We start from the raw sequence: 26987 nt of genomic DNA on the forward strand, positions 1-26987 counted from the left end.
CGTTGGCAAAACTACTTTTCGAAGTTCATCACCGTCTTCCACCACAGTTTGGGCGCCAGGGCGCGCCAGTAGTAGAGGAACTTGGCCTCGCTGGGATAGATGATGTCCTTGTCCTTGGCCACACCCTTGAAGATCGCGTCGACAATCTTCTCCGGATCAGCAAGGCGGCCTTTTTCCTTGGATTCGATAATGCTCCCGGGGGAGTCGGTATCGATGGTCTGATCTACCAGCGGAGTATTTACCGCGGGAGGGCAGATGAGGTGAGCGCGCACCCCAGTGTTGCGAATCTCGTTCTGCAGCACTTCGGTATAGGCGTTAACGGCGGCCTTGGTGGCGCAGTAGGCGCCCATTTTCGGTACCAGGGCAATGCCGGCGATGGAGCCAAAGTTCAGAATGCGACCGGTACCGCGTTCGGTCATTGAGGGCAGTACAGCCCGGTTCATATAGGTGGTGCCAAAATAGTTGATACGGAACAGGCGCTCCATGTCCGGGTGGGTGTGCTCAGACAGCAGGTGGGCCGGCATCAACGCTGCCGCATGAACCAGAATATCGACAGGTCCCAGTTGTTCGGCGACCTGGCCGACCTTGGTCTCCACATCTTCCAGACTGGAGATATCGCAGCGGAACGCGGTCAGATTATCCGATTCAGCGGCGGTGGCATCGAGCCCGGCCTGGTTGACGTCGAAGATCGCGACCTTGGCGCCACCTGCAGCCAGGCGGCGGGCGAAAATCTGGCCCATGCCACTGGCACCACCGGTGACAATGGCGACTTTACCTTGTGTTTCCATGCCCTGGGGTTCCTCATTGAGCAATTATTCAGGCGAACATGTTGCGCGGCGCGCAAGGGCGCCACAAGGCCCGGTGGGGCCAGCTTCACTGCCCTGTTTTAACGCTTGAACTCGGTCTCGTCGTCGATGTGCTCCAGCGGCAACTCGGTGCGCCTGACGACTTTGCGCAACTCGAAGCTGGAGTGTACCCCGGTGACACCGGGTATGCGGGTGAGCCGGCCGAGGAGGAATTTCTCGTAATACTCCATGTCGGGCACGACGGCCCGGAGTAGGTAGTCCGAGGACTGCCCGGTAACCACGGAGCATTCCATGACCTCCGGGTATTCGGCCACCTGCGCTTCAAATGCTTCGAACCGGTCCGGGGTGTGGCGGTCCATGCTGATGCCGATATAGGCGGTGAGTTTCAGCCCGAGCATGGATTGGTTGAGCAGGCTGACGTGCCGCTCGATCAGGCCTGACTCCTCGAGCCGCTTTACCCGGCGCGAACAGGGGGTGGGGGAGAGATTCACGAGGTCTGCGAGCTCGAGGTTGGTGATGCGGCCATTGCGCTGCATGGCATCGAGAATCTTGCGGTCGGTGCGGTCGAGTTTCACAGCGTGGGCTCCGTGATGGTAATAAGTCACAATGTCACGTTAACGTGGCATTTGTCTCTACTTATGGGGTAAATAGTAGAGAATAATGGCGTTATATGACCATAACAGCGCGTTATTGGCAATCAATCACCCTTCGCGAACTACTATACTTTGCGCCTGGCTGACACATCACCTGTGTCAGCGGCGCGCCCCTTACCCTGGGGCGGGCCGTGCGCAACGCTTCACGAGAGCCCGCGCCGCAGGTGCAGCCACTTTATTGATAACAGGTGAACCCCATGAGCAGTTTCGATCACAGCAAGTACAAGCCGTTTCAACCGATTGTCAAGCCCGATCGGCGTTGGCCAGACCAGGTGATTGAGGCGGCTCCGCTATGGTGTAGCGTGGACTTGCGCGACGGTAACCAGGCGTTGATCGAGCCCATGACGGCGCGCCAGAAATCCCGGCTCTGGGATCAACTGGTAAAGGTGGGCTTCAAGGAAATTGAAGTGGGATTCCCCTCGGCCTCCAGTCACGATTATGACTTTGTGCGCGAGCTCATCGACAACAATCGTATTCCCGAGGATGTGACCATCCAGGTATTGGTACAGGCCCGCCAGGAGCTGATCGAGAAAACCTTTGAAGCGCTTAAGGGCGCGCGTCGCGCCGTAGTGCATGTGTATAACTCCACCTCTACGGTACAGCGCGAACAGGTGTTTGGCCTCGATCGCCAGGGCATTATCGACATTGCCGTTAATGGCGCGAAACTGGTGCAGGCCTGTGCGGACAAGCACCCTGAAACAGAGTGGGTGTTTGAGTACTCACCGGAGAGCTTCACCGGCACAGAGATTGATTTTGCGGTAGAGGTTTGCAACGCCGTTACCGAGGTGTGGCAGCCCACGCCGGAGAAGCCGGTCATTATTAATCTCCCGGCCACCGTGGAGATGAGTACACCCAATGTCTATGCCGACCAGATCGAGTGGTTCTGTGACAATGTTGCGCGCCGCGATAGCCTGCTGATTTCGCTGCATACCCACAACGATCGCGGCTGTGGCGTCGCTGCTGCCGAGCTCGGTGTAATGGCGGGTGCCGACCGTGTCGAGGGCACGCTCATGGGTAATGGCGAGCGCACCGGCAATATGGACGTGGTCACCATGGCCATGAACCTGTACAGCCAGGGCGTCGATCCGAAACTGAATTTGGCCAACATGGATGAAATTATTCAGACCGTGAAAGAGTGCACCCAGTTGCCGGTACACCCACGCCACCCGTGGGCAGGCGAGCTCGTGTTCACTGCGTTCTCTGGAAGCCACCAGGATGCGATCAAGAAATGTCTCGCCCAGCAGGACGGTCGCGATCACTGGGAGGTGGCTTATTTGCCAATTGATCCGGCGGACATTGGCCGCTCCTACCAGGAAGTCATTCGTATCAATAGCCAGTCGGGCAAAGGCGGTATCGCCTATGTGCTGCAGCGGGACTACGGTTACGAGTTACCGCGTTGGTTGTCCGTGGACTTCTCCGGTACTGTCCAGGCCCATGCCGAGGCGTCAGAGTCCGAAGTGGGTTCCGAGGCGATCTTCGATCTGTTCCAGAAGACTTATCTCAATGGCGAAGGCCGTTGGCAGTTGGGCAACTACAACGTGAGCCGCGAAGACCAGGTCGACAAACTGCAGGCCGAGCTCAGCCGCGGTGGTGCTCAGGAAACCATTACCGGTACAGGCAACGGTGTGGTGGCGTCATTTGTCGACGCCATGGAAACATTTACCGGCAAGCAGATAGTGCTGGTGGAGTATTCCGAGCACGCTCTCAGCCAGAGTGCAGATGCCGAGGCGGTGTGCTACATCCAGCTCAACATCGAAGGGGAGCGCTACTGCGGTGTGGGCCGCAGCCACGATATTGTGCAGGCCTCTCTGGACGGCATTCTGCGCGCCATCAACAAGTCCGCCGAGCGCGACGCCGAAGCAGCTGCCTGAGGCGTTTAATAGGGGTGGCGATGGAAGTAATCTGCCGCCGCCGCTTTCACTTTCGGGGCCAGGTAAAGGGTCGATACCATGGTGGGTATGGCCATAATCGCGTAGGACCCTGAAATCAGGTTGAACACCACATCAATGCTGACGGCGGCGCCGAACACAATGGTCGCCAGAAAGAACCAGCGGTAGTGATGCTGGACGTGAGCCCCCGCCAGAAACCCAAAGCATTTCGCACCGTAATACCAGCAGGCAAACATGGTGGTGCTGCTGAGTATCAGTGTCACCAGGGTCAAGGCCAGCATACCCGGCGTGCCCAGCTGTGTGGCAAAGGCATTGGCCGTAAGGGTGACGCCTGACAAGTCCCCGGGGTTCTGCCAGTTGCCTGCCAGCAGAATCACGATGGCCGTGCACGTGCAGACAATCAACGTGTCCGCCACCGGCCCAAGCATGGCAACCAGGCCTTCGCGAACGGGTTCATTGGTGCGCGCAGCACCGTGGGCCATGACCTCCGTGCCAAGGCCCGCCTCATTGGAAAACACGCCGCGGCTCACGCCGATTAACACCACCCCGAGAAAACCTCCGCCAACCGCCTGAGGGTTAAAGGCTTCGGTCACAATTAGGCCGAGTATGGCAGGGACCTCGGGCAGGTTGGTCAGAATCATGTAGGCGGTCATGCTCAGGTAGGTCAACACCATGAGCGGCAGTAACGCCACGGCCACCTTTGCGACACGTTGCAGCCCGCCAAAAACGACGATGCCGACAATCACCGCCATGGCGATGCCAATACCCAGATTAACCGCCATCGGGTCGCCGCTAATCTCGATATTCTGCTTGATCAGGGCTGTCAGCTGGTTGGCCTGGAACATGGGCAGAGTGCCGATCAGACCCATGACCGAAAACAGAATGGCCAGCGGAAAAAACGCCTTTGGCATGGCTTCGCGAATGACATATTGCGGACCGCCCTGCAGATTACCCAGGCTGTCCTCGCCCCGGTACATCACGCCCAGAGTGCAGGTGAAGAATTTGGTGGCCACGCCCACCAGGGCTGACATCCACATCCAGAATACGGCGCCGGGGCCGCCGGCTACGATCGCCAGGGCCACGCCCGAGATGTTGCCCAGGCCCATGGTGGCGGCCAGGGCGGCCGCGAGGGCCTGGCGGTGGCTGAGCTCGCCAGGGCTGTCCGGCGTTTCGTGCTTGCCCAGCATGATACCGATGGCATGGCCGAAGTGGCGGTAGGGNCTGAAGCCCGAATAAATAGCGAAAAACAGACCGCCGCCCAGCAGCAGGATGACCGTGGGCGTACCCCACACTGCGTTGGCGAAATTGGCCGACCAGGTATTGAGCGTCTCTAGCAAGGTGGGGGTCTCTGGGTGAAAGGGCAGACAGTACCATAGCGATGCCCCGTTTCGCTCGCTAAACTCACACCATGAATGTCCGCATTGTCGCCCTGCTGGCGGCCCTGGTGCCGTTCTTTGCCGTCCAGCTCACTTATGTCGTGGCCGCCAGCCACGGCCTGGTGGAATGGTGTAACCCCTATCTGGACAGCTGTACTTCCATTAGCGCTACCGGGCGCAAGCCGCCGGCCAGTTACCTGTTTCGAGCAACAATGCTGCCTGCCGCGGTGATCCTGATGGCGTACTGGTGGCTCAATCACGCCTGGCTGGCAAGCCTGCACCGCCATCGCGGAACCCCCGGCCTGATCAATCTCTTGATGCTGGCGCTAGGGCTGCTGGCCTGCATGGGCCTGGTGCTTTACGTCACCGTGCTCGGCGAGCGTGGCGATGCCTGGCGCACACAGCGCCGGGTTGGCACGGTATTGTTTTTCTCGTTTACCTACCTCGCGCAGCTGCTGATGCTGGCTCAGTTGCGTATATTGCAACCGGCTGGCCTCAAACCGGGTTTGCTGTCCCTCATGTGGGCAGTCTGTGGCACACTGCTGCTTCTGGGTGTGCTGACCGTCGGGTTGGATGCCTGGGACGAGGCCTATTATGAGTCTGTAGAGGACGCCTTCGAGTGGAGTCTTTCACTGTTACTGCAGGCCAATTTTTTGTTGGGCTATTTTGTCTGGCGCCAGACCGGCTGGCAGCTTGAAGTTAGAGGTACATGAATTGACAGGTCAGATCGCACCGCAATATCAGGACATCGAGGCTGCGCTAGCGCGTATCGCCGGGGGGGTACACCAGACTCCTGTGATGCAGAGCCATTTGCTCAATGAGCATGCCGGTGCCGAGGTGTTTTTCAAATGTGAACACCTGCAGCGCGTGGGCGCATTCAAAGCGCGCGGTGCGCTCAATGCGGTGTTGTCGCTCAGCGATGAAGAGGCTGCGCGAGGTGTCGCCACGCACTCTTCCGGTAATCACGGCGCGGCCCTGGCCATGGCCGCTTCCCAGCGCGGCATTCCCGCCCATATTGTCATGCCGTCGAATGCGCCGCAGGTGAAGAAAGATGCGGTGGCTGCCTATGGCGGTCTGATTATTGAGTGCGAGCCAACCCAGCAGGCTCGCGCCGCTGGTCTCGAGTTGGTGTTGGAGCACACTGGCGCGAACGCGGTGCATCCCTTTATGGACAGCCGTGTTATCGCCGGCCAGGGTACAGTGGCGATGGAGTTACTCCAGCAGGTGGCTGAACTGGATGTCATCGCCGTGCCGGTGGGCGGCGGCGGTCTGCTCGCAGGGACCGCTATCGCCGCGAAACATATCAACCCAAAAATTGAAGTGATTGCTGTGGAGCCTGAGGGCGCTGACGATGCGTTTCGCTCCTTTGGGCTGGGCGAGTTGCAGGGCAATGCTTCGGTGAACACCATAGCCGATGGTCTGCGCACCAGTCTGGGTGAGCTGAACTTCGAGATTATCCGTAAGCATGTAGACACCATTGTGACAGTGCCGGATGCCCTGATTATCGAGGCGATGAAACTCATTTGGACACGAACCAAGCAGGTTGTAGAGCCCTCGGGCGTGGTGAGCTTTGCCGGCGTGTTGGAGCACCCCGAGCGATTTCGGGGCCGGCGAGCGGGCGTCGTCATTACCGGCGGCAACGTCGATCTCGATGCGCTGCCCTGGTAGTCCGATGAGTATCTCCCGGCGCCTGTGGTTGCTTGCCTGCCTGCTGCTGTTCCTGCAAGGCTGCAGCAGCACCACTTTTGTCTATAACCGCCTGGACTTTTTCATTCCCTGGTACATCGGTAAATACGTCGACCTAGAACGCCCTCAAAAAGCCCTCTTGAAGGAGGAGTTGGGGCCCTTCCTGCAGTGGCACCGGCGCGATGAGTTGCCCACTTATCTCGATATCATTGACGGAATTACCCGCGATCTCGATGGCGAAGTAGCGCCGGCGCAGATCAGTGCAACGGCAGATGCCTTCGAGTCAGCCTGGCTGCGCATTGAGGCACGGGGGTTGGAGTGGATGCTGGCGCTGGGCGAGGCCCTCAGCGATGACCAGATGAGGGAGTTCATTACCTCGCTGCGCGAGAAGCAGGTGGAGTACGAGGAGGAATACCTGACGCGCACTGACGCTGAGTTCCACGAGGAGGCCTACGAGAATCTGCTGGATTCAGCCCAGGATTATATGGGCCGGCTGGACAGGGAGCAGCGTGCAATTCTGCAGCAGGCTGCCAACCGTATGCAGCGTTCCGATAGCTATTGGTTACAGGAGCGTGCCCTCTGGCTGGATCGCCTGGAAAACATGCTGCAGCGCGACGAAGGCTGGCAACAGGCCGTTCGCGATTCCCTGACAGAGCGTGAAGACAACGCTTCACCGGAGTACCTGGCGGTTTACGAGCACAACAGTGACGTTATTTATACGGCGCTGGCAGCGCTGGCCAATACGCGTACGGACAAGCAGGACCAGCGCTTGCGGCGCAAGCTCGCTGATTTTCGAGACGACATTCAGGCACTGATTGCCCAGGGCAAATAGCCGGCGGCGCAAGCCACCGGCGTGTTTGATTAATCCAGCTGGGACAAATCCCTGACCGCGCCCTTGTCGGCACTGGTGGCCATTTTGGCGTACACCTTGAGCGCCGCACTGACGGCTCGCGGGCGCACTTCGACGGGTTGCCAGGCCTTGGCTCCGCGAGCTTCCATGGCGGTGCGGCGTGCGTCGAGTTCCTCGTCGGTGAGTTTCACATTGATCGTGCGCTCGGGAATGTTGATCTCGATGATGTCACCATTCTCCACCAGACCGATGGCGCCGCCTGCGGCCGCTTCCGGCGAAGCGTGACCAATCGACAGGCCAGAGGTGCCGCCGGAGAAGCGACCGTCCGTGAGCAGTGCGCAGGCTTTGCCCAGACCTTTGGATTTGATGTAGCTGGTGGGGTAGAGCATTTCCTGCATACCCGGGCCGCCGCGAGGTCCCTCGTAGCGAACTACCACCACATCACCGGCTTTGACCTTGTCGTTGAGAATGTCGTCGACGGCGGCTTCCTGACTTTCGCACACGTGTGCGGGGCCGGAGAAAACCAGAATTGATTCGTCCACGCCGGAGGTCTTCACGACGCAGCCGTCCTCGGCGATATTGCCGAACAGCACTGCCAGGCCGCCCTCCAGCGAGAATGCATTCTCGATAGAGCGGATACAACCGCCGGTGCGGTCGTTATCCAGGCTCGGCCAGCGAGTGCTCTGACTGAAGGCTGTCTGGGTCGGGATGCCCGCAGGGCCCGCCTTGAAGAACTGGCGCACGTCTTCGTTCTCGGTGCGCATGATGTCCCAGTTGTCGAGCGCTGCGCCCATAGTGGGGCTGTGCACGGTGGGGCACTCGGTGTGCAGCAGTCCGGCGCGATCGAGTTCGCCGAGAATGCCCATGACGCCGCCGGCGCGGTGCACATCTTCCATGTGATAAAGCGGCGTGTTGGGCGCCACTTTGCACAGCTGCGGAATCTTGCGTGACAGGCGGTCGATGTCCGCCATGGTGAAGTCCAGTTCGGCCTCTTGTGCCGCAGCCAGCAGGTGCAGGATCGTGTTGGTTGAACCGCCCATGGCAATGTCCAGCATCATGGCATTTTCAAAGGCCTTGAAGCTGCCGATGTTGCGCGGCAGTACCGACGCATCATCCTGTTCGTAGTAGCGTTTGCACAAATCGACGATGAGGCGGCCTGCGCGCAGAAACAACTGCTCGCGATCGGCGTGGGTGGCCAGGGTTGAGCCATTGCCCGGCTGTGACAGGCCCAGCGCCTCGGTGAGGCAGTTCATGGAGTTGGCGGTGAACATGCCCGAGCAGGAGCCGCAGGTCGGGCAGGCGGAGCGCTCGTATTCGGCGACGGTTTCATCGTCGGCGCTGTCGTCAACGGCGATCACCATAGCGTCGACCAGATCCAGCTTGTGCTCTGATAATTTGGTCTTGCCCGCCTCCATGGGGCCGCCAGAGACGAAGACCACGGGAATGTTGAGACGCATGGCGGCGTTCAGCATTCCGGGGGTGATCTTATCGCAGTTGGAGATGCATACCATGGCGTCGGCACAGTGCGCGTTGACCATGTATTCCACGGAGTCAGAGATGATGTCGCGGGAGGGCAGGCTGTACAGCATGCCGTCATGGCCCATCGCGATACCGTCATCGACCGCAATAGTATTGAATTCTTTGGCCACACCGCCGGCAGCTTCGATTTCCCGGGCCACCAGCTGTCCCAGGTCTTTCAGGTGTACGTGTCCCGGCACAAACTGGGTGAAGGAGTTGACCACGGCGATGATGGGCTTTTCGAAGTCACCGTCTTTCATCCCGGTGGCGCGCCACAGGGCGCGGGCGCCGGCCATATTGCGGCCGCCGGTGGAAGTCTTGGAGCGAAGTTCTGGCATGGTGCTATCCGTTTGTACGGCGGTGGCCGGTTTGGGTAAAAAATCAGCCAGCGAGGATAGCAAAAACGCGCAGGCTTGTATCGGGGTGGGGTGGAAGCTGGGGCTGTTATGTTATGTGCCCCGCAGGTGGCGCTGTCAGCGTCCTGCCACGGTGTCGCGACCGCGAAATTCCTGGAGTTCCGCGTTGTAGGTCTCGGCGGCGGTAAACGCCTGGTGAACGTAGTAGTTGTGCTCCAAATCGTGCAGTCGATGTGCGTTGCACTCGAGGAATAGCAGGATCTCTTCCACGTATTGGTTGGCGGCATCCTGGGAGGCCTGCATTTCGACTTGTGTGGCTGTCATGCCGTCTACGGGTACGGGGGCGTCTTCAGGACGCAGGGTTGGGCATGCGGCGGCGGTGTAGGTCGCAGCCAGGAGTAAGGGAATGGATAACAGGTATTTCATGGTGGTTCTCCTTGGTTGGTCGGTCGATGGTGATGGTGCGTTACCGCACTGTTACTAATATTCACATATTGTTACGTAAAAGCAACCTCTGGAGTATAAAATATTTGCTGTAACATATTGATATTTATCAATAAAAAACGGCTTCAGTGCACCGAATAAGGGCACTGCGCCAGAATGGTTACTATTTTGCACGTTATGAGGGCCGCTGCCCGCGAATGGTGCGGGCTGCGGGGGCGTCGCTACCAGGAGATACGCAGGCCGGTGGTAATGCCCCAGCCATCGTAAGCGCCGCCGTCGTCGGCGTTGTCGTCAAGTTCAGCGTATTGCACGCCAGTCTGCCACTTGAGTTTGTGGCCGTAGAAGAACAGGTTCAGGCCCGCATAGTATTCGCTGTACCTGTCGCCCCGGCCATCCACCACCGCGTTTTCATAGCGGCCCAGGCGCAGGCCGTTGTCGCCATCGCTATCCAGCCAGGTGTAGCGGAAGATCAGCTGGGTGAGGTCGCTGATATTATAAAAAGGCATCAGGCTCAGGCCTGTCACGTCAGGTTGTCCGTAGTAGCCACTGCCTCCTGCCAGATCGGTCCACAGCCCCCAGTCGCCATCTTCGAATTTCCCTGACAGGGAGTACACATTGCCAAAATCGCGGGTATTGGCCTGGGGATCGCGCTGGTTGTAGACATAGTCGAAGCGTACGGTAGCGTTTTCAAGGCCCAGTGGTTCGCTGAAGTTATAGCCTGCGGATGCCAGGGTGAAATAGCCGGCATCGAGTTTGCTCCACTCGTCATTGCCATCACTGGAAAAAATGCCGACCCGGTAATCCCAGTTGTTGTCGAGCGTACCCTTCATGCTGACCCCGGTGAAATACTCGGCGGTAAACCACAGGTTATTGGTCAGGTTGCTGCGTTGCAGTGTCAGCAGCTTTTTGGAGGAGGTGGCGCCGTCCAGCGTGAACCCGGCGGAGTGCTTGAGAATACGCAGGTCGCGAGCCTTGTCGGGTTGCCAGCCGATATAAGCGTCGGTGAGGCGGTTGTACCAATCGCCGGAAGATTCGTTGAGGTCGAAGTCGCCCTCCAGTTGCGCCATCCAGTCACCAGCGAATCGGGCGGTGAAGCCAAACCGGAAGCGCCGCCACTGCAGATCGTCTTCGTGTATTCCGTCGGCGTCGAAATGATAGGCATCGGCCTGCAACCGCCCGCTGAGGTCCAATTCGCGAACAGCGCCGCTCTCGGAGGCATACAGCGTTTCATAGGCCCAGATCCGGTCATAGGTATCGGTGTCTGCCAGTATGGGTTGAGCGGCGAGGGCGATAGGTGTCACTACTGAGGCGGCGCCCCGTCTTTTCATATTTTCCCCCGTGCCCTCGCCAGGAATGCCTACAAATCCTTGAAGAAAACCTTGGAGTTACGCTGCAGGTTGTACAGCGCCTGCTTCTGGTCTGGCAGCTCATCCCTTGAGTGCTCGGCGAAGCCCTGTTCCAGAAACCAGTGGGCGGTCTGGGTACTGAGCACAAAGACTCGCTTAAGTCCCTGGTTGCGTGCCTCCTGCTCCAATTCGCGCAGCAATCGCTGGCCGCGCTGGCCGCCGCGATAATCGGGGTGGGTGACCACACAGGCGATCTCACCGCAGCTTTCGTCCGGGAACGGGTACAGTGCTGCACAGGCAATGATGCGGCTGTCCCTCTCAAGCAGCTGGAAGCAGTGGATTTCCTGTTCCAGTAGCTCTCGGGAGCGCTTTAACAGTATCCCCTGCTGCTCTAGCGGCTCGATCAGTTCGAGAATGCCGCCCACATCCTCAATGTCCGCCTGACGCGACTGTTCATAGTCCAGATTGGCGACCAGAGTGCCGCTGCCGTCGTGCGTAAACAGTTCTTCGAGCAGGGCGCAGTCGTCCTGGTAGCTAATGATCTGACAGCGCGGCACACCTTGCTTGCAGGCCAGTTGTGCCGTCTGCAACAGCGTGCGTTGCGCGGTGTCCTGGATCGTCAGGTTTTCCAGTTCGCTGACCGCCAGCTGGCGGATGAGCTCACCGTCGCGATTGGTTACGCCTGCCTCGGCCCCGAATAGAATCAGCTTGTCCGCGCCGATGGCCGCCGCGCAGTTCACTGCAATATCCTCCAGTGCCAGGCTGAAAATCTCGCCGGTGGGCGAGTAGCCCAGCGGCGATAACAACACGATGGAGCCATCGTTCAATTGGTCATGAATGCCGCTGACGTCGATCCTCCGGACTTTGCCCGTGTGCTGGAAATCTACGCCGTCGACAACGCCCATGGGGCGGGCGGTGACGAAATTGCCAGAGCACACCCGGATGCGCGCGCCCTGCATGGGCGAGTTCGGCAGCCCCATGGACAGCAACGCTTCGAACTGGGCCCGCAGTGAGCCGGCGGCGTCTTTGACATGTTCCAGCGCAGCGGTGTCAGTGATCCGGATATTCTTGTGCATAACGCTCTCGACATCTGCAGCGGCGAGGCGAGCGGCAATTTGCGGGCGGGCACCATGGATGAGTACGAGGTTGATGCCCAGGCTCTTGAGCAGGGCGATGTCGTGAATAATGTTGGAAAAATTGTCGTGTTGCGCGACCTCGCCCCCCAACATCAGCACAAAGGTCTTGCCCCGGTGCATATTGATATAGGGTGCGGTATTCCTGAACCAGCGGATATGGCCCCGGCCCGGCGTGATCACGATGCTCTCCAACACATTGATAAATGGCGAATAATCAAGACTACCGAAGTCTGCGCTAATTACCCAATGGCAATTTTGCACAGTTCAGGGCCAAGCACGCTGTGGCTCTCGGAGTGGGAGATTGGATGAGACCCCGGTCGCCTGTGCGCGCAGGCAACCGGGAATAGCGATCTTCGATCAGGCGCCGAACATGGCCTTGAAGATGAAGAAGAACAGAATGGCCAAGCCGGCACCGGCTGGCAGGGTAATAATCCAGGACATAAAGATGGTGCCCACCACGCGCAGGTTGAGCGCGGCAATGCCTCTGGCGAAACCTACACCGAGTACCGCGCCCACAAGCGTGTGTGTGGTCGAGATGGGCAGGCCTGTTGCCGAAGCAAGCACCACGGTGGCGGCGGCGCCAAGCTCTGCGGCAAAACCGCGGCTGGGGGTGAGCTCGGTGATCTTGCGACCCACGGTGGTGATAACACGCCAGCCATAGGTGGCGAGGCCAACGACAATACCCGCGGCGCCGACCAGCAGAATCCACCAGGGCATGGCGGATTTTGCAGCGATCTCGCCGCCTGACTGTACGGTGCTGGCAATAGCCGCGAGGGGACCCACCGCGTTGGCCACGTCGTTTGACCCGTGGGCGAAGGCCATGGCACAGGCGGTGAATACCATCAGCACGGCAAAGACTCTTTCAACGCTGCCAAAGCGATTCTCGTGGTCCTCGTCGTCGCTGATGTTGCGCAGCAGCAGGGCGCCGAGACCCGCAACCAGCAGGCCGATCACGGCCGATACGGGCAGCGCATTGGCGAACTTACTGCCCAGTCCCAGATCCAGATCAAGGCCAACATGTTTCAGGCCCTTGAGCAGGGTGACCATGGAGATCATGAAGCCGACCATCCACATGTAGATGGGGATGTACTTCTTGGCGCGGTTAAAGGGGTCGTCGGTATCCAGAATGAGCCACTTCACACTCATGAACAGGCCGAAGGAAATCGTACCTGCGAGCACGGGTGATACCACCCAGGAAGCCACAATGCTGCCGACCTTGTCCCAGTGAACAGATTCGGCCGAAATACCCACCGCTGCAAAGCCCACGATGGCGCCCACGATTGAATGGGTGGTGGACACTGGCCAGCCCTTCATACTCGCGACCAGCAGCCAGGTACCTGCAGCTAATAGCGCGGACATCATCCCGTAGACCATTAGCTGCGGGTCATCCGCCATTACGTCGGCATCAATAATGCCCTTACGTATCGTCGAGGTGACCTCGCCACCCGCCAAATAGGCCCCGAGGAACTCGAAAATCATGGCGATAAAGATCGCCTGCTTAATCGTGAGGGCGCGTGAGCCGACAGAGGTGCCCATGGCATTGGCCACGTCATTGGCACCGATTCCCCAGGCCATGAAGAAGCCAAACATGCAGGCCATGATCAGAAAGACCGTGCCGTACTCTGCGATAATTTCCATTGCGTGTTACCTAAATTATTGTTTGCTGTAGATTATTTGGCGAGCAGGATCTGCAGTCGGTCGCCGACCTTTTCGGAGGCGTCGGCGAGCTCTCCCAACAGGGCCATGGCGCGATAGTAAAACATCACGTCTACCGGCGGCAGATCGGGTTCCATTTTGAATAGCTTGCGGCGCAGGGAGAACTGCTGCTTGTCGGTGCGGCGTTCCAGCTTGTCGAGCTCCTTGAGCATGGCTTCCACGCGCTTCACCTCGCGACCGGTGAAACCTACCTCCAGCAACTCGTCCAGTTCCTGGATGGCCTTGAGCGCCTGCTGACAGCAGGCCACACTGGTGTTGGTGAGCTCCAGTACCGCCGGGAACAATTTCTCCGGAAAGCGCAGGTCGCGGCCCATCACGGTGCTGGCGAAGTCTTTGGCGGTATTGGCCACTTGATCCTGAATGCTGACCAGCTGTAGCAAATCTGAGCGTGGCACCGGCAGAAACAGGCTCTTGGGCAAGTGACGGCGCACGTCGCTTTTGAGCTTGTCGGCGGTCTTCTCGTCGTCGGCAATGGCCTTGTGAATTTCCTTGGCCCGGTCCCAGTCCTGATCGGCGGTCGCTGCGAGCAGCTCGGGCAGATGTTCGGCCGCTTCAGTAGCCACCTGCATGTGTTGTTGAATGGGACCGATCGGGGAACGCCCGAACAGATTGCCAAGAGGGCTGCCGCTGGCCATAGAGAGACTCCAAAGTATGGGGTGTCTAACTTTCGCGCAGTATATGCACAACAGTGCCGAATGTCATAAAAAGTTCTTATCGCTGTAACATTTCATTTCTCCCGGTGCGAGATACCTCTCGAAAGCCGGCCCCTGTGCTAGCATAGCCGGCAACGCGACAACGCATCTCGGCGCGCTGGATTTCCCGCCGGGCGCTGCGCAGGGAAAAGGACATAATGCCCATGGACAACGGTGGCATCTTCGCCGAACAGCGCTTGAATCTTACCTCGCTGGCTCAGGATTTACACCGCGAGGGGCGCCTTGGCGACGCCGAGCTTAAGCGGGTTGCGGGCAATGCCCTGGTCAAGGTGCACCCCCTGATCTACCTGGCCGATCAGAAGCTGCAGGATGCGACAAATCCGGGGCGGGTAATGGATATGGATGCGCTGCTTGGCTGGCTGTCACAGCGTACCGATCAGGCGGTGTACGATATCGACCCGCTCAAGATTAACGTCTCCGCCATCGCCCAGGTGATGTCGCAGGCGTTTGCTGAGCGTCATCGGATTTTGGCGGTGGAAGTCAATGACAATGAAGTGGTCATTGCCTCTGCCGAGCCCTGGATACGCGCATGGGAAAGTAACCTCGAGCATGTTCTGCGCAAGCCCATTCGCCGGGTGCTGGCTGACCCCCGGGCGATTGCCCGCCACACGGTCGAGTTTTACAACATGGCCGGTTCTGTGCGCAGTGCCAAGGCCAGCGACCGCTCCGACAATCGCACCAATACCACCAATCTGGAGCAAATGCTCGAACTGGGTTCCATGAAGGAGCCCGACGCCAACGACCAGCACATCGTCAATGTGGTCGACTGGTTGCTTCAATACGCCTTTGAGCAACGCGCCAGCGACATTCATATCGAGCCCCGGCGCGAGCAGGGCGATGTCAGGTTTCGCATCGACGGCGTGCTACACAGTGTGTATGAGCTTCCGCACCAGGTGTGCGCTGCGGTTACCAGTCGCATCAAAATCCTGGGCCGTATGGATGTGGCCGAAAAACGCCGGCCACAGGATGGGCGCCTGAAAACCCGCTCACCTGAAGGCAGTGAAGTCGAGCTGCGTCTGGCGACATTGCCAACCGCCTTCGGTGAAAAGCTGGTGATGCGGATTTTCGATCCCGAGGTGCTGCAAAAAAGCTTCGAGCAATTGGGCCTGGCTGAAGACGACCTGGCGCGCTGGCACCAGATGACTGACGGCGGCAATGGCATAGTGTTGGTTACGGGGCCGACGGGTTCAGGGAAGACCACCACGCTCTACTCCACGTTGCGGCAGCTGGCGACCAGCGAAGTGAATGTCTGCACCATCGAGGATCCCATCGAAATGGTGGAGGACGCGTTTAACCAGATGCAGGTTAATCACGGTATCGACCTGGATTTCTCCTCCGGCGTGCGCGCGCTGATGCGCCAGGACCCTGACATTATCATGGTGGGCGAGATCCGCGATCTGGAAACGGCCAATATGGCCGTGCAGGCAGCGCTCACCGGCCATCTCGTACTTTCGACCCTGCATACCAATGATTCGCCCAGCTCTGTCTCCCGACTGCTTGAGCTCGGTGTCCCCGCCTATCTGGTTAAGGCTACCGTGCGAGGCATCATGTCGCAGCGGCTGGTGCGTATTCTGTGCTCCGCCTGTAAGACTATGGAATCGGTGGATCTGGGTGCCTGGCAACAGCTGNCCACTCCCTGGAAGATTACCCCGCCACGCCAGGTGGCCAGGCCGGTGGGTTGCAAGGCCTGCCGCAACACTGGTTACACCGGCCGCAAGGGCATTTACGAGGTGTTGGTCAACAGCCCCCGGGTGCAGGAACAGATTCACTCCCAGCTGGAGACCAGCGCCATTCGTGAAGCGGCTATGCGCGAGGGCATGCGTACTCTGCGTTTGTCGGGTGCGACCCGGGTGGCTCGCGGCGAAACTACGATCGAAGAAGTGATGCGGGTTGCGCCGGTGCTGGATGCCTGACCCGAGTCTGCCGCCGGTGCTTGCCGAGTCCGCCAAGCGGGCATGGCAGGCCATACTGGAACGCGCCGACACGAGTACCGCTCAGGCCCTGGGCGACTACGCCAGGCAAGGTGAACTGGCTCAGCAGCTATTCCATGTACTAGCGTGCAGCCCGTTCTTTGCGGAGCTTGTGCGACGCAAGCCGGCGTTGCTGGCAGAGCTGTTGCGCAACAGCGCATTTGAACAGCCACTGAACGAAGCAGCGCTGCGCGGCTTGTTGGATGCTGAACTGCTGGCCTCTGACGATCTTGGATTGACGTTGCGCCTGGTCCGGCAGCGCCACATGTTGCGTATTGTCTGGCGTGACTTCACGCGCGCGGCAGACACCTTCGAAACAATGCGCAGTACCTCGCTACTGGCGGAGGTGTGTGTAGCGGCGGCCGTCAAGCATTGTTATCGGGCATTAGAACAACGATTTGGCAGCCCTATTGGGCGCGACAGCGGCGACGCTCAATCGCTGATTGTGCTGGCCATGGGTAAGCTCGGTGCACGCGAACTCAACCTGTCTTCCGATATCGATTTGATTTTCGCCTATCCCGAGTCGGGGAATACCGACGGCGCAAAGCGCAATCTCAGTAATGAGGAATTTTTTATTCGTTTGGGGCAGGCGGTCATCGCCGCGCTGGACCAGACCACGCCCGAGGGCTTCGTATTTCGGGTCGACATGCGTTTGCGTCCCTATGGCGAGAGTGGCGCACTGGTCCACAACTTCAATGCTCTCGAGGCCTACTATCAGGAGCAGGGCCGCGATTGGGAGCGCTACGCCCTGATCAAGGCTCGGCCGATAGTCGGCGATCCCGGGCGAGCGCAGGCGTTGATGGCATCATTGCGGCCCTTTATTTACCGCCGCTATGTCGACTTTGGCGTCATTGAGAGTCTGCGCAGTATGAAGCAGATGATCAGTGCAGAAGTGCGCCGTCGCGGCCTGCATGACAACGTTAAACTAGGTCATGGCGGCATTCGCGAGATCGAATTTATCGTCCAGTGTTTTCAATTGATTCGCGGAGGGCGCGACCTGGGCTTACAGCAGCGCTTGCTGTTGGCTGCGCTCGAGGAGTGTGTGCACCTGGGTTGTCTACCCGAGCAAGCGGCGACTGAGTTGCGCCAGGCCTATCTGTTTCTGCGTGATAGCGAACACGCTATTCAAGGTTATCAGGACAAGCAGACCCAGGAGTTGCCCACGGACGAATTGGCTCGTGGGGCGATGGCCAGCGTGATGGGGTTTGCAGATTGGTCGTTGTACCGCCAGGCGCTCGATGCGCATAGAGCGCGGGTTTCGCAGCACTTTCACCAGCTGATTGCCGACCCGGATGAAGGTCAGGACAACCCCGGCGAGGCCAGTCAGTTGTGGGGAGAAGACATTAGCGGTGAGGCTCTGACAGCGCTGGGTTTCCAGCAGCTCGATGCCACAGTCGCTTTGCTGAAAGAGTTTTGGGCTTCCCGGCGTGTTGCCGCTGCGCAGGCCGAGGGGCGCCAGCGACTCGAGAAATTCATGCCCCAAATGGTGCATGCCTGCGCTGACACCGATGACCCCGATCTGGCCCTGGCCAGGGTGCTGCACCTGGTGACGGCCGTGGTGCGCCGCTCTGCTTATCTGGTGCTGTTGCTGGAAAACCCGCCGGCACTGCGGGAGCTGGCGCTGCTATGTGGTGCCAGTCCGTGGATTGCTGAACAGATGGCCCAGCACCCGGTCTTGCTCGATGAATTTCTCGATCGCACCAGCCTGTACAGTGCCCCCTGCAAGGCTGAGCTGCAAAGTCAGTTGCAGCAGCAAGTCGCTCGTTTGAAACCGGACGATCTGGAAGCACAGATGAATGCCTTGCGCTACTTCAAGGCGGCGCAGGTGTTGCGTGTTGCTGCCAGCGAGTTGGGGGAGCGGCTACCGGTGATGAAGGTCAGCGACAATCTCACCTGGATCGCCGAGGTTATCCTCGAGCAGGTTATCGCTGTTGCCTGGGCAGATCTGACGCGCAAGTACGGAGAACCCGCGCGGGACAGCACGGGCTATGGCTTTGCGATCTACGGTTACGGTAAGTTGGGTGGGCTGGAGCTGGGTTATGGCTCAGATCTCGACCTGGTATTCGTGTTTGATGCCGCCCCCCAGGGCACCACTGACGGGGCTCGCAGTATCGATAATGCGGTTTTCTATATGCGCCTGGGACAACGAATTATCCATATCATGGAAACGCGTATGTCTCTGGGCAAGCTCTATGAGATTGATATGCGCCTGCGTCCCGACGGCAACTCCGGCTCTCTGGTACCCAGCGTCGAGGGTTTTGCCAGGTACCAGCAGGCGAATGCCTGGACGTGGGAGCACCAGGCTCTGGTGCGGGCCCGTTATGTGGCCGGTGACGCGATGGTCGCTGAACGAATCGACGTAATCCGTCGTGAAACCTTGTGCCAGCCCAGGGATGCGGCAGCGGTGGCGCAGGAAGTGGTCAATATGCGAGCCAAGATGCGCGACCATCTGTTACCGGTGGAGCGCGATGATGCATTCGATTTAAAGCAGGGCAGTGGCGGCATTGTCGATATAGAATTCATGGCCCAATATGCGGTGCTGGCATGGGCTGCAAAACATCCGCAGCTCGCGACCTGGCCCGACAACGTGCGTATCCTCGAAGAGTTGCAGCGCGCAGGGCTGTTTGCAACCGACCACTGTCGGGCACTGACCGAAGCCTATTTGCAATACCGCGGCTGCGCCCACGAGTTGGCCCTGCAGCAGCGCCCCGGCGTAGCCAGCCCCGCGTGGTTTGCCGCGCAGCGAGCGCAGGTCATGGGCTGTTGGCAGGAATTATTTGGTGAGTTGCCCAAAGGAGTAAGCAAGGCATGAGCAGCGGCGAAAAAATTCTCATCGTAGGGCCGTCCTGGGTTGGTGACATGGTGATGTCGCAGGTGCTGTACCGGCTGCTCGAGCAAACCCGCCCCGGAGTGATCATCGATGTGATGGCGCCTGGCTGGAGCGAGCCGATTCTTGAGCGCATGCCCCAGGTGCGTCGTGCGATCAATCTGCCGGTGGGACACGGCGAAATTGGCCTGCGCCGGCGCTGGCACCTGGGCAGGACGCTGCGTGAGGAGCAGTACGATCAGGCTATCATTTTGCCTAACTCACTGAAGTCGGCCCTGGTACCCGCATTTGCCGGGATTCCCCGGCGCACTGGCTGGCGCGGAGAAATGCGCTACGGGCTACTCAACGATATGCGCTTACTGGACGAGGAGGTGCTGCCGCTGATGGTGCAGCAGTTTGCCGCACTGGGTATCGACGCCGCGGCAACCTTGCCTGACGCGTTGCCCGCGCCGCAGCTCACCGTGGACAGCGCTCAAGCAGAGGCGTCGCGCCAGAAGTTCAGCTTGCGCAACGACAAACCCCTATTGGCCCTGTGTCCCGGTGCCGAATTTGGTGGGGCCAAGCGCTGGCCGGCACAATACTATGCTGAACTCGCCCGTCAGTATCTGCATCGTGACTGGCAAATCGTGTTATTTGGATCCGCCAATGACCAGGTGGTGACCGCAGAGATAGCCGAGGCCTGTGGCCAGAGTGAGGCAATATTCGACCTCGCCGGGCGCACGGCGCTGGCCGAAGCGGTAGATATGTTATCCCTGGCCGATGCTGTGGTCAGTAATGACTCCGGGCTCATGCACATTGCCGCTGCCCTCGGGCGCCCTCTGGTGGTGATTTACGGGGCCACCTCGCCGGGGTTTACACCGCCACTTAATCCCAACAGTGCAACGCTGGTCAGCGACATTGATTGCGCCCCCTGTTTTGAGCGTGAGTGTCCGCTGGGCCATCATCGCTGCATGCGTGAGACGCCGGCCAGCTTGGTTGCTGGTAAACTTGACGTTTTGTTGGCGGAGCCTGCCTAGGCCTGATGCGAGTTCTCATAGTCAAGATGTCGTCGCTGGGGGATGTGATTCATACATTGCCCGCAGTGACGGATGCTGCCCGAGCGGTTCCCGGCATTCAGTTTGACTGGGTGGTGGAAGAAGCCTTTGCGGAAATTCCCGCGTGGCATCCGGCAGTGAATCGAACCTTGCCCATTGCCTTCCGACGCTTGCGCAAACGTCCGCTGCGCAATTTTACGGGCCCCGAGTGGCGCAATTTCCGCCAGCAGTTGCGCAGCCGTCATTACGATCTGGTCATCGATGCACAGGGCTTACTCAAGAGCGCCTTTGTCTCGCGGCTGGCGCAAACGCCCATTGCCGGGTTCGACAAGCATAGCGCCCGTGAAGGTTTGGCGGCGACCGCCTATCACCACAAGTACAGCGTGCCGGTGCAAATGCATGCGGTGGAGCGCACCCGGCGCTTGTTTGCCAGCGTCCTTGGGTACTCAATTGATAGCGAGCGGGGCGACTATGGCGTTCGGGCCAACCTCGCCCGCACACGTGAAAAGCGCTGTCGTGGCCTGATGTTTTTTCACGGCACGGCCCGCGCAGAAAAGCTGTGGCCGGTGGCGCACTGGGCCGAGCTGCTGACGTTAGCCGATGCCGCGGGTTATCCTGTGTGGTTGCCCTGGGGCAGCGAAGAAGAGAAAGTCCGGGCGGCCCAGATCGTCGCTGCCGCCGGCACCGGTCGGGTGTTGCCGCGCCTGGACTTGCGGGGGCTGGCGAGTATGCTGCTGGAGGTGGATGGGGCGGTTGCTGTGGATACTGGCCTCGGCCATCTCGCTGCCGCGCTGGATGTCCCGACGGTGTCATTGTACGGGCCAACGGATACCGCGTTGATCGGGGCTTACGGTCAGCACCAGGTGCATATCCAGTCGCCGGTAGGGCCTGAAGATACCGACGATCCGCTGGCGATGATGACTGCTATTTCCGCAACAGACGTATGGTCAAAGCTCACCGCGGTGCTGCCGCAGGAGAAGTCGGCGTGAAGCTGGCGTTCCTGCTCTACAAGTACTTCCCCTACGGTGGGATGCAGCGTGATTTCCGCCGCTTTGTCGAAGAGTGCCAGGCGCGAGGACACCATTGCCGCATTTACTACATCAGCTGGCAGGGAGATGCCATTGCCGACGCCGAGCTGCGTCACGTTCCTGTCAAAGCCAATACCCATCACCGGCGCAATGAGAAATTTCTCGCCTGGGTGAGCCGTGATCTCGCTGCGGACCCCGTCGATGGCGTGGTGGGCTTTAACAAAATGCCCGGTCTGGATGTTTATTACGCGGCTGACTCCTGCTATCTCGACAAGGCCTTGAATGAGCGCGGCGTGTTGTATAGGCGCGGCGGCCGTTTCCGTCATTTTTCAGCCTATGAAGCGGCGGTATTCGGGCCGCAAAGCGACACAGAAATTCTGCTGATCTCCGAGACGGAGAAAGCGAAATTTGTGCAGCACTACCACACGGACGAAGCGCGTATGCATATGCTGCCGCCGGGTATCTCGCCTGATCGTCGAGCCGGGCCGGATGCGGCCGAGCGGCGCCGCGCTGCCAGGGAACAGCTGGGATCTGAGACGGGCGAAATGCTGCTGTTGTTCGTGGGTTCTGGATTCATCAAGAAAGGGCTGGATCGGGCCCTCCATGCGCTGGCGCATGTGCGTGAAGAGCAGCCACACCAGAAAATACGCCTGTTGGTGGTAGGCCAGGACAAGACCCGGCGTTTTCGCTGGTTGGCGCGCAAGCTCAAGGTCGATGAATATGTGGAATTCCTCGGCGGCCGGGATGATATTCCGGAGTTGCTGCTCGGTGCAGATACCTTGATTCACCCGGCCCTGGATGAGGCTGCCGGTATTGTATTGCTGGAAGCGCTGGTGGCGGGTTTGCCGGTCATCTGCACGGAGGTCTGTGGTTATGCACATCACATCGTTCGGGCCAAAGCGGGGCTTGTATTGCGTTCACCCTTCCAGCAGGAAGACCTGAACCTGGCGGTGTTGCGCTGTCTCGATGGAGTTTATCGACAGCAGTGTCGAGACACCGGGCTGGTGTACGCTGAGGTGACCGATCTGTATTCCATGCACAGCACCGGAGCGGAAATCATTGAGCGCAGCGTGATGCACAAACTGGATAAGGCCCGTGGCTGAGAGCTATGTGCGCGAAGATATCGCTGCCGTTGAGGGCCTGACATCCTCTGCGCAAGCGCTGTTGCACTGGGCCGACGAGGTGGCCGGCAGCGCGCCCGCAGAAGACGTTTACCGCAACAAGGAAGGGCGCAAAACACTGCGCTTTGGTCGCGGCGGCCATTCCTATTTTCTCAAGTTGCACAGCGGTATTGGCTGGGGCGAAATTTGTAAGAATCTGCTGCAGCTGCGACTGCCCGTGCTGGGCGCGAGCAATGAGTATCGCGCAGTGCTGGCATTGACCGAACTGGGGGTGGATACCATGAGCGTGGCTGCCTATGCCCGCTTCGGTGCCAACCCGGCGCGCCAGCACTCCATGATTGTCACTGACGATCTGGTTGGCACCGTCAGTCTTGAAGACTACTGCGCCTCATGGGCAAGTCACCCGCCGATGTTTTCAACGCGCCTGAAAATTTTGCGCAAGCTGGCAGATAGCGCAGGGCGCATGCACCGTGCAGGTATTAACCATCGCGACTTTTATCTGTGCCACTTTCATCTGGACGAGCAAACCCTGGCCAGCGCCAGTCCCACCTGTCACCTGATTGATTTACATCGGGCCCAGTTGCGGGCGAGCACCCCGCGGCGCTGGCTAGTAAAAGATCTGGGAGGGCTGTACTTCTCGGCGATGGACTGTGGCGTCAGTCGCCGCGACCTGCTGCGGTTTATGCGTTGGTATACCCCCGGAGGCCTGCGGCCAGCACTGACAGAGCATGTCTCGCTATGGCGTGCGGTTGAGCGCGCTGCAATTAAACTGTATCGCAAAGATCACGGGCGTGAGCCGCCCGCACTGGCGGCCTCGTGACGGCGCTGCGCCTACTGCGCGGTGACGCACCCTTGGCTCTGAGCGACAGCGAGGGCACTGCTGCGTGGTTGCAGCGCGAGGGTAGGGTGCTCAAGCAAGACCCGTACTCGTTGGTTGCATTGGTAGAGCTCGGCGGTGAACTGCATTACGCCAAGTACTACCGCCCCAAAAATATGATTCAACGTCTGCAATTTCGTTTCGGGGGTTGCCGCGGGGTAGCTGCCTTTGACAACGCCGTTGCGTTAGCTGCGTTGGGCATTGAAGTACCTGCGCCGCATGCCTGTGCGCTTATGCCTGATGGTGTGCTGCTGCTTACTGAGGCCATAATCGATGGGCAGGACTTGAAGCATCTCTGGGTGGAAGGACTGAAACCTGCGAGGTTGCAACATCTGATGGCGCACGCCGGCGCGGTGCTGGCAACGCTGCACGAGGCCGGCTACAGCCATGGCGATGCCAAGTGGAGTAACTTCTTGGTGAGTCAGTCCTCAATATACCTTGTGGATCTTGAGGCTGTCTGCCCTGCCGGCCCCTCCAGCGGACACTGTGTTCGGGATGTGGCTCGTTTTACCCTTAATGCCGAAGACATGGGATTGGCACCAGAGTACTACGCGGCATTTTTGGAAGCGTACGCCGAAGATCGCTGTGTTCCCGCGCGGGACATCGAAGTGCGCATGCAGCCGCTGCTGGACAAGCTCCGCGCCAGGCACTTGCGCAAGTACGGTGAGCGCGGTCACCGTCTGGTCTAGTCGAAACTGTACCCGAACGCCTCGATATCCTGCCGATACACCTCGGCCACCCGCTGCCGTGACGCCTCAGAGTAAAACGTCTGGTAGGGCTGTGAACGGCTCTGGTTCAGGTGGGGCAGCTCGCGTTCCACACCAAGCTTCTGGCCGATAGCACTGAAGTCCGAGTGTAAATTCTCAAAGCGGCCGACATAGTCCATATCCATCTGACCGAACCGGTTGGTTAAGAACACAATCTGCGGCGTGAACAAGGCATTGCGCATCACGTTTTCAGGCGTCATCCACTGCGTGACAAATTCGTCAAACGAGGCAAAGTTGCCGACGAACTCACTCCATAAACTGTCGTCGCTGCTCGCCGCGGAGCCGCCTTGTTGCAGATACGTGTAGGCCGACACCGCCCGGTCCCAGGGATTGCGAACAAAGGTGAATTTAAAGTAGCGGCGATACTTGTCGGGGTCGAGTAGCTGGTACCAGTCTGCGGGTGCGTGCTCCACGGATTTGATGTCAAACATACCGCGCACCACGCTGCGCCCCGCCGATTTGGGGACGTGGATGAACAAAGCCTGGTGTTCGTCAAAACAGGGCTGGTAAGTTGCTCGACCCTTGAGGATGCGCTCGATGTGACGCTGCTGATACTGAGGTGCGTAGGCCAGCAGCATTTCGCGCTCTTTGGCGGGCATGAGCCGCCACAGCAGATTGGTCAGTAGGTTCATTGCACTTTCCCCTTGGCCTGCAGCCGCTCCATGGCCCACTGGTAGGCACGCAGGCCCAGTACCCGGGCCTCGGTGTCGCTGAGTTCAACCATCTGGGTGCGCCACGCGCAAAAGCACCGCATGCGATCGCGGTCGCTGACGTCGCTTGGCAACAGCATGTTCAGCTGCATTAGATTACGCAGCATAGCGCGGCCAGCAGCGGGCGTCCTGAAAACATTGCGTTCGTTGTCGATCAGCGCGAACTGAAAGTGGCTGTTCTGAAACTCGGCCAGTACATTGCTGGTCCGCAAATCGCCGTGGACGAATCCTGCGGCGTGCATGCGGCCAATAAACGTGCCCAGTTCCCGCAATAGCTGGCGGCGCTGCGCGAGATCGGCGCCATGGCGTTCAATCAGCGTGTCGCGCAGCCAGGTGGTGACCCCGTAGCCGGGAACCGTGGAACTGAACAGGTACTCCCGGCCGGCAGGCAGTTTGCCCCAGGCCAGATTGTCGGGCGCCCTGAACCCGGCCTGCTGCAAGAGTGCATTGTGGGTGCGAGCACGGGAGGCACGAGAGCCGCGCACCAATGCCTTGAGGCGTTCCAGTGGCCCCCTGGGCAGAAATTCCTTGTAGTGCACGCTGCCGTCGCCATTCACTGCCACCCGGGCGTGAACGGAACTGCCTACCATGCGCCAGCCCTCAGGCAGTCGTTCGTCTGCCAGGGTTTCCGCCAGCGCCTGGTAGTTCACGGCTCGCCAACCTGCACAACGGCGACCCGGCCTTTCTTGGGATTGTTGCTGGCGAAGGATCGGCTCTCGGTCAGATGGTTGTTGGCCAGAAACTCGGCCCAGGGCGCTTCGTCGCGGCGGCGAACGTAGATCACCAGGTAATCCTTGTTGCGCCAGTGGCGGCTCTTGGCTATCAGATTCTGGAGCTTGAACTCCTGGCCCAGGGCTGCGGTCCAGTCGAAGTCGCGACGGCTGAAATAGGCGATATATTTTTCGTTGGTAGCAATACTGGCCTGGGCGTCGGTGTTTTGTTCCACCCATTGTGTGGCCTCGCGGATGAAGCGTTTATCGCCATCGCCCGTGAGCACGGTATCGAGGCTCATTCCCACCAGTAGCAAAATAACCAGTCCCTTGCGCCAGCCGCCGGCGTTCCAAAGCGTGCCGAGCAGGAAGGGCAGGTATAGCAGCAGGAACAACACCAGCTGTATGCTGTAGCGCTCCAGCATGAAGCGATTGATCAGCATAAACAGGGCGAGATAGAGCAGCGCGATAAGCGCATGCGCCCGCAACAGCACCACATCGTCATTACGCAGTCGCCCAAGCAGGCCTGTCAGCCGGCCCCACACCAGCACGGCAACCCACGGCCAGGTAATGGCTCGGCAAATATTAATTGCCAGCACCGCGAGCAGGCCGGCGGTCACTGCAATAGAGGCATCTTCCAGCGCCGTAAATTCAAGCATGGCCTCGCCGGTGGCTTGCGACATTGCCGCGAATTGGCCGGGGAAAGCCCAGAGTCGCTCCAGATACTGGTTAATGGCCGGAAATAGATTTGTATCGCTACCCAGTCCCTGCCGATAGAGGACTATACCTGCGGCTGCGATACCAATGGCGACGAGCTGGGGAATGAGTAAATGCAGGCAGTGGCGCAGGCGCTGATCGACGTTTCGGGTAAACAGCACGGCCAGCGGTGCCAGGGCCGCGAAAAACAGGCCTTCGAAGCGAAACAGGCTGGCGAGCACGATATAGCTGAACCAACGGAACTGGTATTTGAGGGTGGGGCTGCGCAGATACAGCAGTAATTCCCGAAACGCCAGTATGAGCAGGGCCCAGTAGATGGGGTCGCGCATGATGGAGCTGCGCAGATGATTGAGCAGTGGGTGCGATAACACCACGATGGCGCCGAGCAACTGGATACGGCGATCGCCGCCGAGCACGTGGATGACGGCGACAAAGCCCGTGCACAGCACCGCATAGGCCAGGGTCGTAATTAATTGCCCCGCCCACAGGGTGGGCAGCCCGGTCCACTGGTGGATAAGCGCAATGCAAATTGATAGCAGGGGGCGTCCGAACTCCTGCTGACTGGCCGCGAAGCCATGCTGTAAGTAGGCATCGGCGGCACGCAGGTATATGATAGCGTCCCGGTTAATCAGCGGGTCGATCGCGATTAACCAGGCCGACAGCAGCGAGCTGGCGGCAAATACCCAGCGATAATCGAGATGGGACAGGGAAGTTGAAGTTGGGTTCGGGTACACGTT

At 59.4% G+C, this 26987-nt stretch carries 23 protein-coding genes; 11 read left to right on the forward strand and 12 right to left on the reverse strand.

Translation table 11 applies throughout. The features are described from left to right. Positions 1 to 11: 11 nt before the first annotated feature. Together A3709_RS08605 and A3709_RS08610 are read right to left on the reverse strand one after the other, a co-directional pair. The gene (locus A3709_RS08605; RefSeq protein WP_066053070.1) at positions 12 to 788 is read right to left on the reverse strand and encodes an SDR family oxidoreductase; all 777 of its coding nucleotides are present in this window, start codon (positions 786 to 788) and stop codon (positions 12 to 14) included. 98 nt (positions 789 to 886) lie between these two features. Beyond that, the gene (locus A3709_RS08610) at positions 887 to 1381 is read right to left on the reverse strand and encodes an Lrp/AsnC family transcriptional regulator (RefSeq protein WP_066053074.1); all 495 of its coding nucleotides are present in this window, start codon (positions 1379 to 1381) and stop codon (positions 887 to 889) included. Between the two features lie 275 nt (positions 1382 to 1656). Here A3709_RS08610 and leuA point away from each other — a divergent pair, with 275 nt between their 5' ends. Beyond that, positions 1657 to 3330: a 2-isopropylmalate synthase gene (leuA, locus tag A3709_RS08615; protein ID WP_066053079.1), complete on the forward strand. Its 1674-nt coding sequence runs from the start codon at positions 1657 to 1659 to the stop codon at positions 3328 to 3330. A 5-nt stretch (positions 3331 to 3335) separates the two neighbouring features. Here leuA and A3709_RS08620 read toward each other — a convergent pair whose 3' ends face one another. Beyond that, positions 3336 to 4685 carry a sodium:alanine symporter family protein gene (locus tag A3709_RS08620; RefSeq protein WP_066053083.1) on the reverse strand — a complete coding sequence of 450 codons (1350 nt, stop codon included), beginning with the start codon at positions 4683 to 4685 and terminating at the stop codon, positions 3336 to 3338. Between the two features lie 71 nt (positions 4686 to 4756). Here A3709_RS08620 and A3709_RS08625 point away from each other — a divergent pair, with 71 nt between their 5' ends. From A3709_RS08625 to A3709_RS08635, 3 genes are read left to right on the forward strand one after another with little or no spacing between them, the layout of a single operon-like run. Next, positions 4757 to 5437: a hypothetical protein gene (locus A3709_RS08625; RefSeq protein WP_066053085.1), complete on the forward strand. Its 681-nt coding sequence runs from the start codon at positions 4757 to 4759 to the stop codon at positions 5435 to 5437. Position 5438: 1 nt separating this feature from the next. Continuing rightward, the gene (locus A3709_RS08630) at positions 5439 to 6392 is read left to right on the forward strand and encodes a pyridoxal-phosphate dependent enzyme (RefSeq protein ID WP_066053088.1); all 954 of its coding nucleotides are present in this window, start codon (positions 5439 to 5441) and stop codon (positions 6390 to 6392) included. Between the two features lie 4 nt (positions 6393 to 6396). Beyond that, the gene (locus tag A3709_RS08635; RefSeq protein WP_066053090.1) at positions 6397 to 7242 is read left to right on the forward strand and encodes a DUF6279 family lipoprotein; all 846 of its coding nucleotides are present in this window, start codon (positions 6397 to 6399) and stop codon (positions 7240 to 7242) included. 29 nt (positions 7243 to 7271) lie between these two features. Here A3709_RS08635 and ilvD read toward each other — a convergent pair whose 3' ends face one another. The 6 genes from ilvD to A3709_RS08665 form a co-directional block, all read right to left on the reverse strand. After that, positions 7272 to 9116, reverse strand: coding sequence for a dihydroxy-acid dehydratase (gene ilvD, locus A3709_RS08640; protein ID WP_066053093.1), 1845 nt, complete (start codon positions 9114 to 9116; stop codon positions 7272 to 7274). Positions 9117 to 9251: 135 nt separating this feature from the next. Beyond that, entirely contained in the window at positions 9252 to 9560 is a 309-nt protein-coding gene (locus A3709_RS08645; protein WP_066053095.1) for a hypothetical protein, read from the reverse strand. A 239-nt stretch (positions 9561 to 9799) separates the two neighbouring features. After that, positions 9800 to 10906, reverse strand: a complete 1107-nt coding sequence (locus A3709_RS08650) for a porin (protein ID WP_082849997.1) — start codon at positions 10904 to 10906, stop codon at positions 9800 to 9802. Between the two features lie 29 nt (positions 10907 to 10935). Then, a complete protein-coding gene (gene argA / locus A3709_RS08655) occupies positions 10936 to 12237 on the reverse strand; it encodes an amino-acid N-acetyltransferase (RefSeq protein WP_369795141.1) in 1302 nt (433 codons plus the stop codon). 180 nt (positions 12238 to 12417) lie between these two features. Continuing rightward, a complete protein-coding gene (locus A3709_RS08660; protein WP_066053101.1) occupies positions 12418 to 13698 on the reverse strand; it encodes an inorganic phosphate transporter in 1281 nt (426 codons plus the stop codon). A 32-nt stretch (positions 13699 to 13730) separates the two neighbouring features. After that, entirely contained in the window at positions 13731 to 14411 is a 681-nt protein-coding gene (locus tag A3709_RS08665; protein ID WP_066053104.1) for a TIGR00153 family protein, read from the reverse strand. A gap of 221 nt (positions 14412 to 14632) precedes the next feature. Here A3709_RS08665 and A3709_RS08670 point away from each other — a divergent pair, with 221 nt between their 5' ends. From A3709_RS08670 to A3709_RS08700, 7 genes are read left to right on the forward strand one after another with little or no spacing between them, the layout of a single operon-like run. Beyond that, positions 14633 to 16402 (forward strand): GspE/PulE family protein, encoded by a 1770-nt coding sequence (locus A3709_RS08670; protein ID WP_066053107.1) that lies wholly within the window; start codon positions 14633 to 14635, stop codon positions 16400 to 16402. Further along, complete coding sequence (gene glnE, locus A3709_RS08675) at positions 16395 to 19271, forward strand: bifunctional [glutamate--ammonia ligase]-adenylyl-L-tyrosine phosphorylase/[glutamate--ammonia-ligase] adenylyltransferase (protein ID WP_066053110.1); 2877 nt, start codon at positions 16395 to 16397, stop codon at positions 19269 to 19271. Before A3709_RS08670 ends, glnE begins: the two co-directional genes overlap by 8 nt. After that, positions 19268 to 20302, forward strand: coding sequence for a lipopolysaccharide heptosyltransferase II (gene waaF, locus A3709_RS08680; RefSeq protein ID WP_066053113.1), 1035 nt, complete (start codon positions 19268 to 19270; stop codon positions 20300 to 20302). The genes glnE and waaF overlap by 4 nt, the downstream gene beginning before the upstream one ends. Before the next feature lie 5 nt (positions 20303 to 20307). Beyond that, positions 20308 to 21309 (forward strand): lipopolysaccharide heptosyltransferase I, encoded by a 1002-nt coding sequence (gene waaC, locus A3709_RS08685; RefSeq protein WP_066053116.1) that lies wholly within the window; start codon positions 20308 to 20310, stop codon positions 21307 to 21309. Beyond that, a complete protein-coding gene (locus A3709_RS08690) occupies positions 21306 to 22451 on the forward strand; it encodes a glycosyltransferase family 4 protein (RefSeq protein WP_066053119.1) in 1146 nt (381 codons plus the stop codon). Before waaC ends, A3709_RS08690 begins: the two co-directional genes overlap by 4 nt. After that, entirely contained in the window at positions 22444 to 23289 is an 846-nt protein-coding gene (gene rfaP, locus A3709_RS08695; RefSeq protein WP_066053122.1) for a lipopolysaccharide core heptose(I) kinase RfaP, read from the forward strand. Before A3709_RS08690 ends, rfaP begins: the two co-directional genes overlap by 8 nt. Further along, positions 23286 to 24035 (forward strand): lipopolysaccharide kinase InaA family protein, encoded by a 750-nt coding sequence (locus A3709_RS08700; RefSeq protein ID WP_066053125.1) that lies wholly within the window; start codon positions 23286 to 23288, stop codon positions 24033 to 24035. Before rfaP ends, A3709_RS08700 begins: the two co-directional genes overlap by 4 nt. Here the strand turns inward: A3709_RS08700 and A3709_RS08705 are convergent. Genes A3709_RS08705 through A3709_RS23640 form a run of 3 tightly spaced genes read right to left on the reverse strand, consistent with a single transcriptional unit; the run spans position 24032 to position 26984 of the window. Continuing rightward, on the reverse strand, positions 24032 to 24745 hold the full coding sequence (locus A3709_RS08705) for a sulfotransferase family protein (RefSeq protein ID WP_231871147.1): 714 nt from the start codon (positions 24743 to 24745) through the stop codon (positions 24032 to 24034). The genes A3709_RS08700 and A3709_RS08705 overlap by 4 nt on opposite strands. After that, positions 24742 to 25473, reverse strand: coding sequence for a lipopolysaccharide kinase InaA family protein (locus tag A3709_RS08710; RefSeq protein ID WP_066053128.1), 732 nt, complete (start codon positions 25471 to 25473; stop codon positions 24742 to 24744). The genes A3709_RS08705 and A3709_RS08710 overlap by 4 nt, the downstream gene beginning before the upstream one ends. Next, the gene (locus A3709_RS23640; RefSeq protein ID WP_066053130.1) at positions 25470 to 26984 is read right to left on the reverse strand and encodes a hypothetical protein; all 1515 of its coding nucleotides are present in this window, start codon (positions 26982 to 26984) and stop codon (positions 25470 to 25472) included. Before A3709_RS23640 ends, A3709_RS08710 begins: the two co-directional genes overlap by 4 nt. Positions 26985 to 26987: the final 3 nt, after the last annotated feature.

Origin of the sequence: Halioglobus sp. HI00S01 (assembly GCF_001635445.1) — a bacterium.
Classification (GTDB): Bacteria; Pseudomonadota; Gammaproteobacteria; order Pseudomonadales; family Halieaceae; genus Halioglobus; species Halioglobus japonicus.

Coding starts and splice junctions, on each gene's coding strand:
- A3709_RS08605 (WP_066053070.1), bottom strand. CDS start 788: ATGGAAACACAAGGTAAAGTCGCCATTGTCACCGGTGGTGCCAGTGGC.
- leuA (WP_066053079.1), top strand. CDS start 1,657: ATGAGCAGTTTCGATCACAGCAAGTACAAGCCGTTTCAACCGATTGTC.
- A3709_RS08625 (WP_066053085.1), top strand. CDS start 4,757: ATGAATGTCCGCATTGTCGCCCTGCTGGCGGCCCTGGTGCCGTTCTTT.
- A3709_RS08635 (WP_066053090.1), top strand. CDS start 6,397: ATGAGTATCTCCCGGCGCCTGTGGTTGCTTGCCTGCCTGCTGCTGTTC.
- ilvD (WP_066053093.1), bottom strand. CDS start 9,116: ATGCCAGAACTTCGCTCCAAGACTTCCACCGGCGGCCGCAATATGGCC.
- A3709_RS08645 (WP_066053095.1), bottom strand. CDS start 9,560: ATGAAATACCTGTTATCCATTCCCTTACTCCTGGCTGCGACCTACACC.
- A3709_RS08650 (WP_082849997.1), bottom strand. CDS start 10,906: ATGAAAAGACGGGGCGCCGCCTCAGTAGTGACACCTATCGCCCTCGCC.
- A3709_RS08660 (WP_066053101.1), bottom strand. CDS start 13,698: ATGGAAATTATCGCAGAGTACGGCACGGTCTTTCTGATCATGGCCTGC.
- A3709_RS08665 (WP_066053104.1), bottom strand. CDS start 14,411: ATGGCCAGCGGCAGCCCTCTTGGCAATCTGTTCGGGCGTTCCCCGATC.
- glnE (WP_066053110.1), top strand. CDS start 16,395: ATGCCTGACCCGAGTCTGCCGCCGGTGCTTGCCGAGTCCGCCAAGCGG.
- waaF (WP_066053113.1), top strand. CDS start 19,268: ATGAGCAGCGGCGAAAAAATTCTCATCGTAGGGCCGTCCTGGGTTGGT.
- waaC (WP_066053116.1), top strand. CDS start 20,308: ATGCGAGTTCTCATAGTCAAGATGTCGTCGCTGGGGGATGTGATTCAT.
- A3709_RS08705 (WP_231871147.1), bottom strand. CDS start 24,745: ATGAACCTACTGACCAATCTGCTGTGGCGGCTCATGCCCGCCAAAGAG.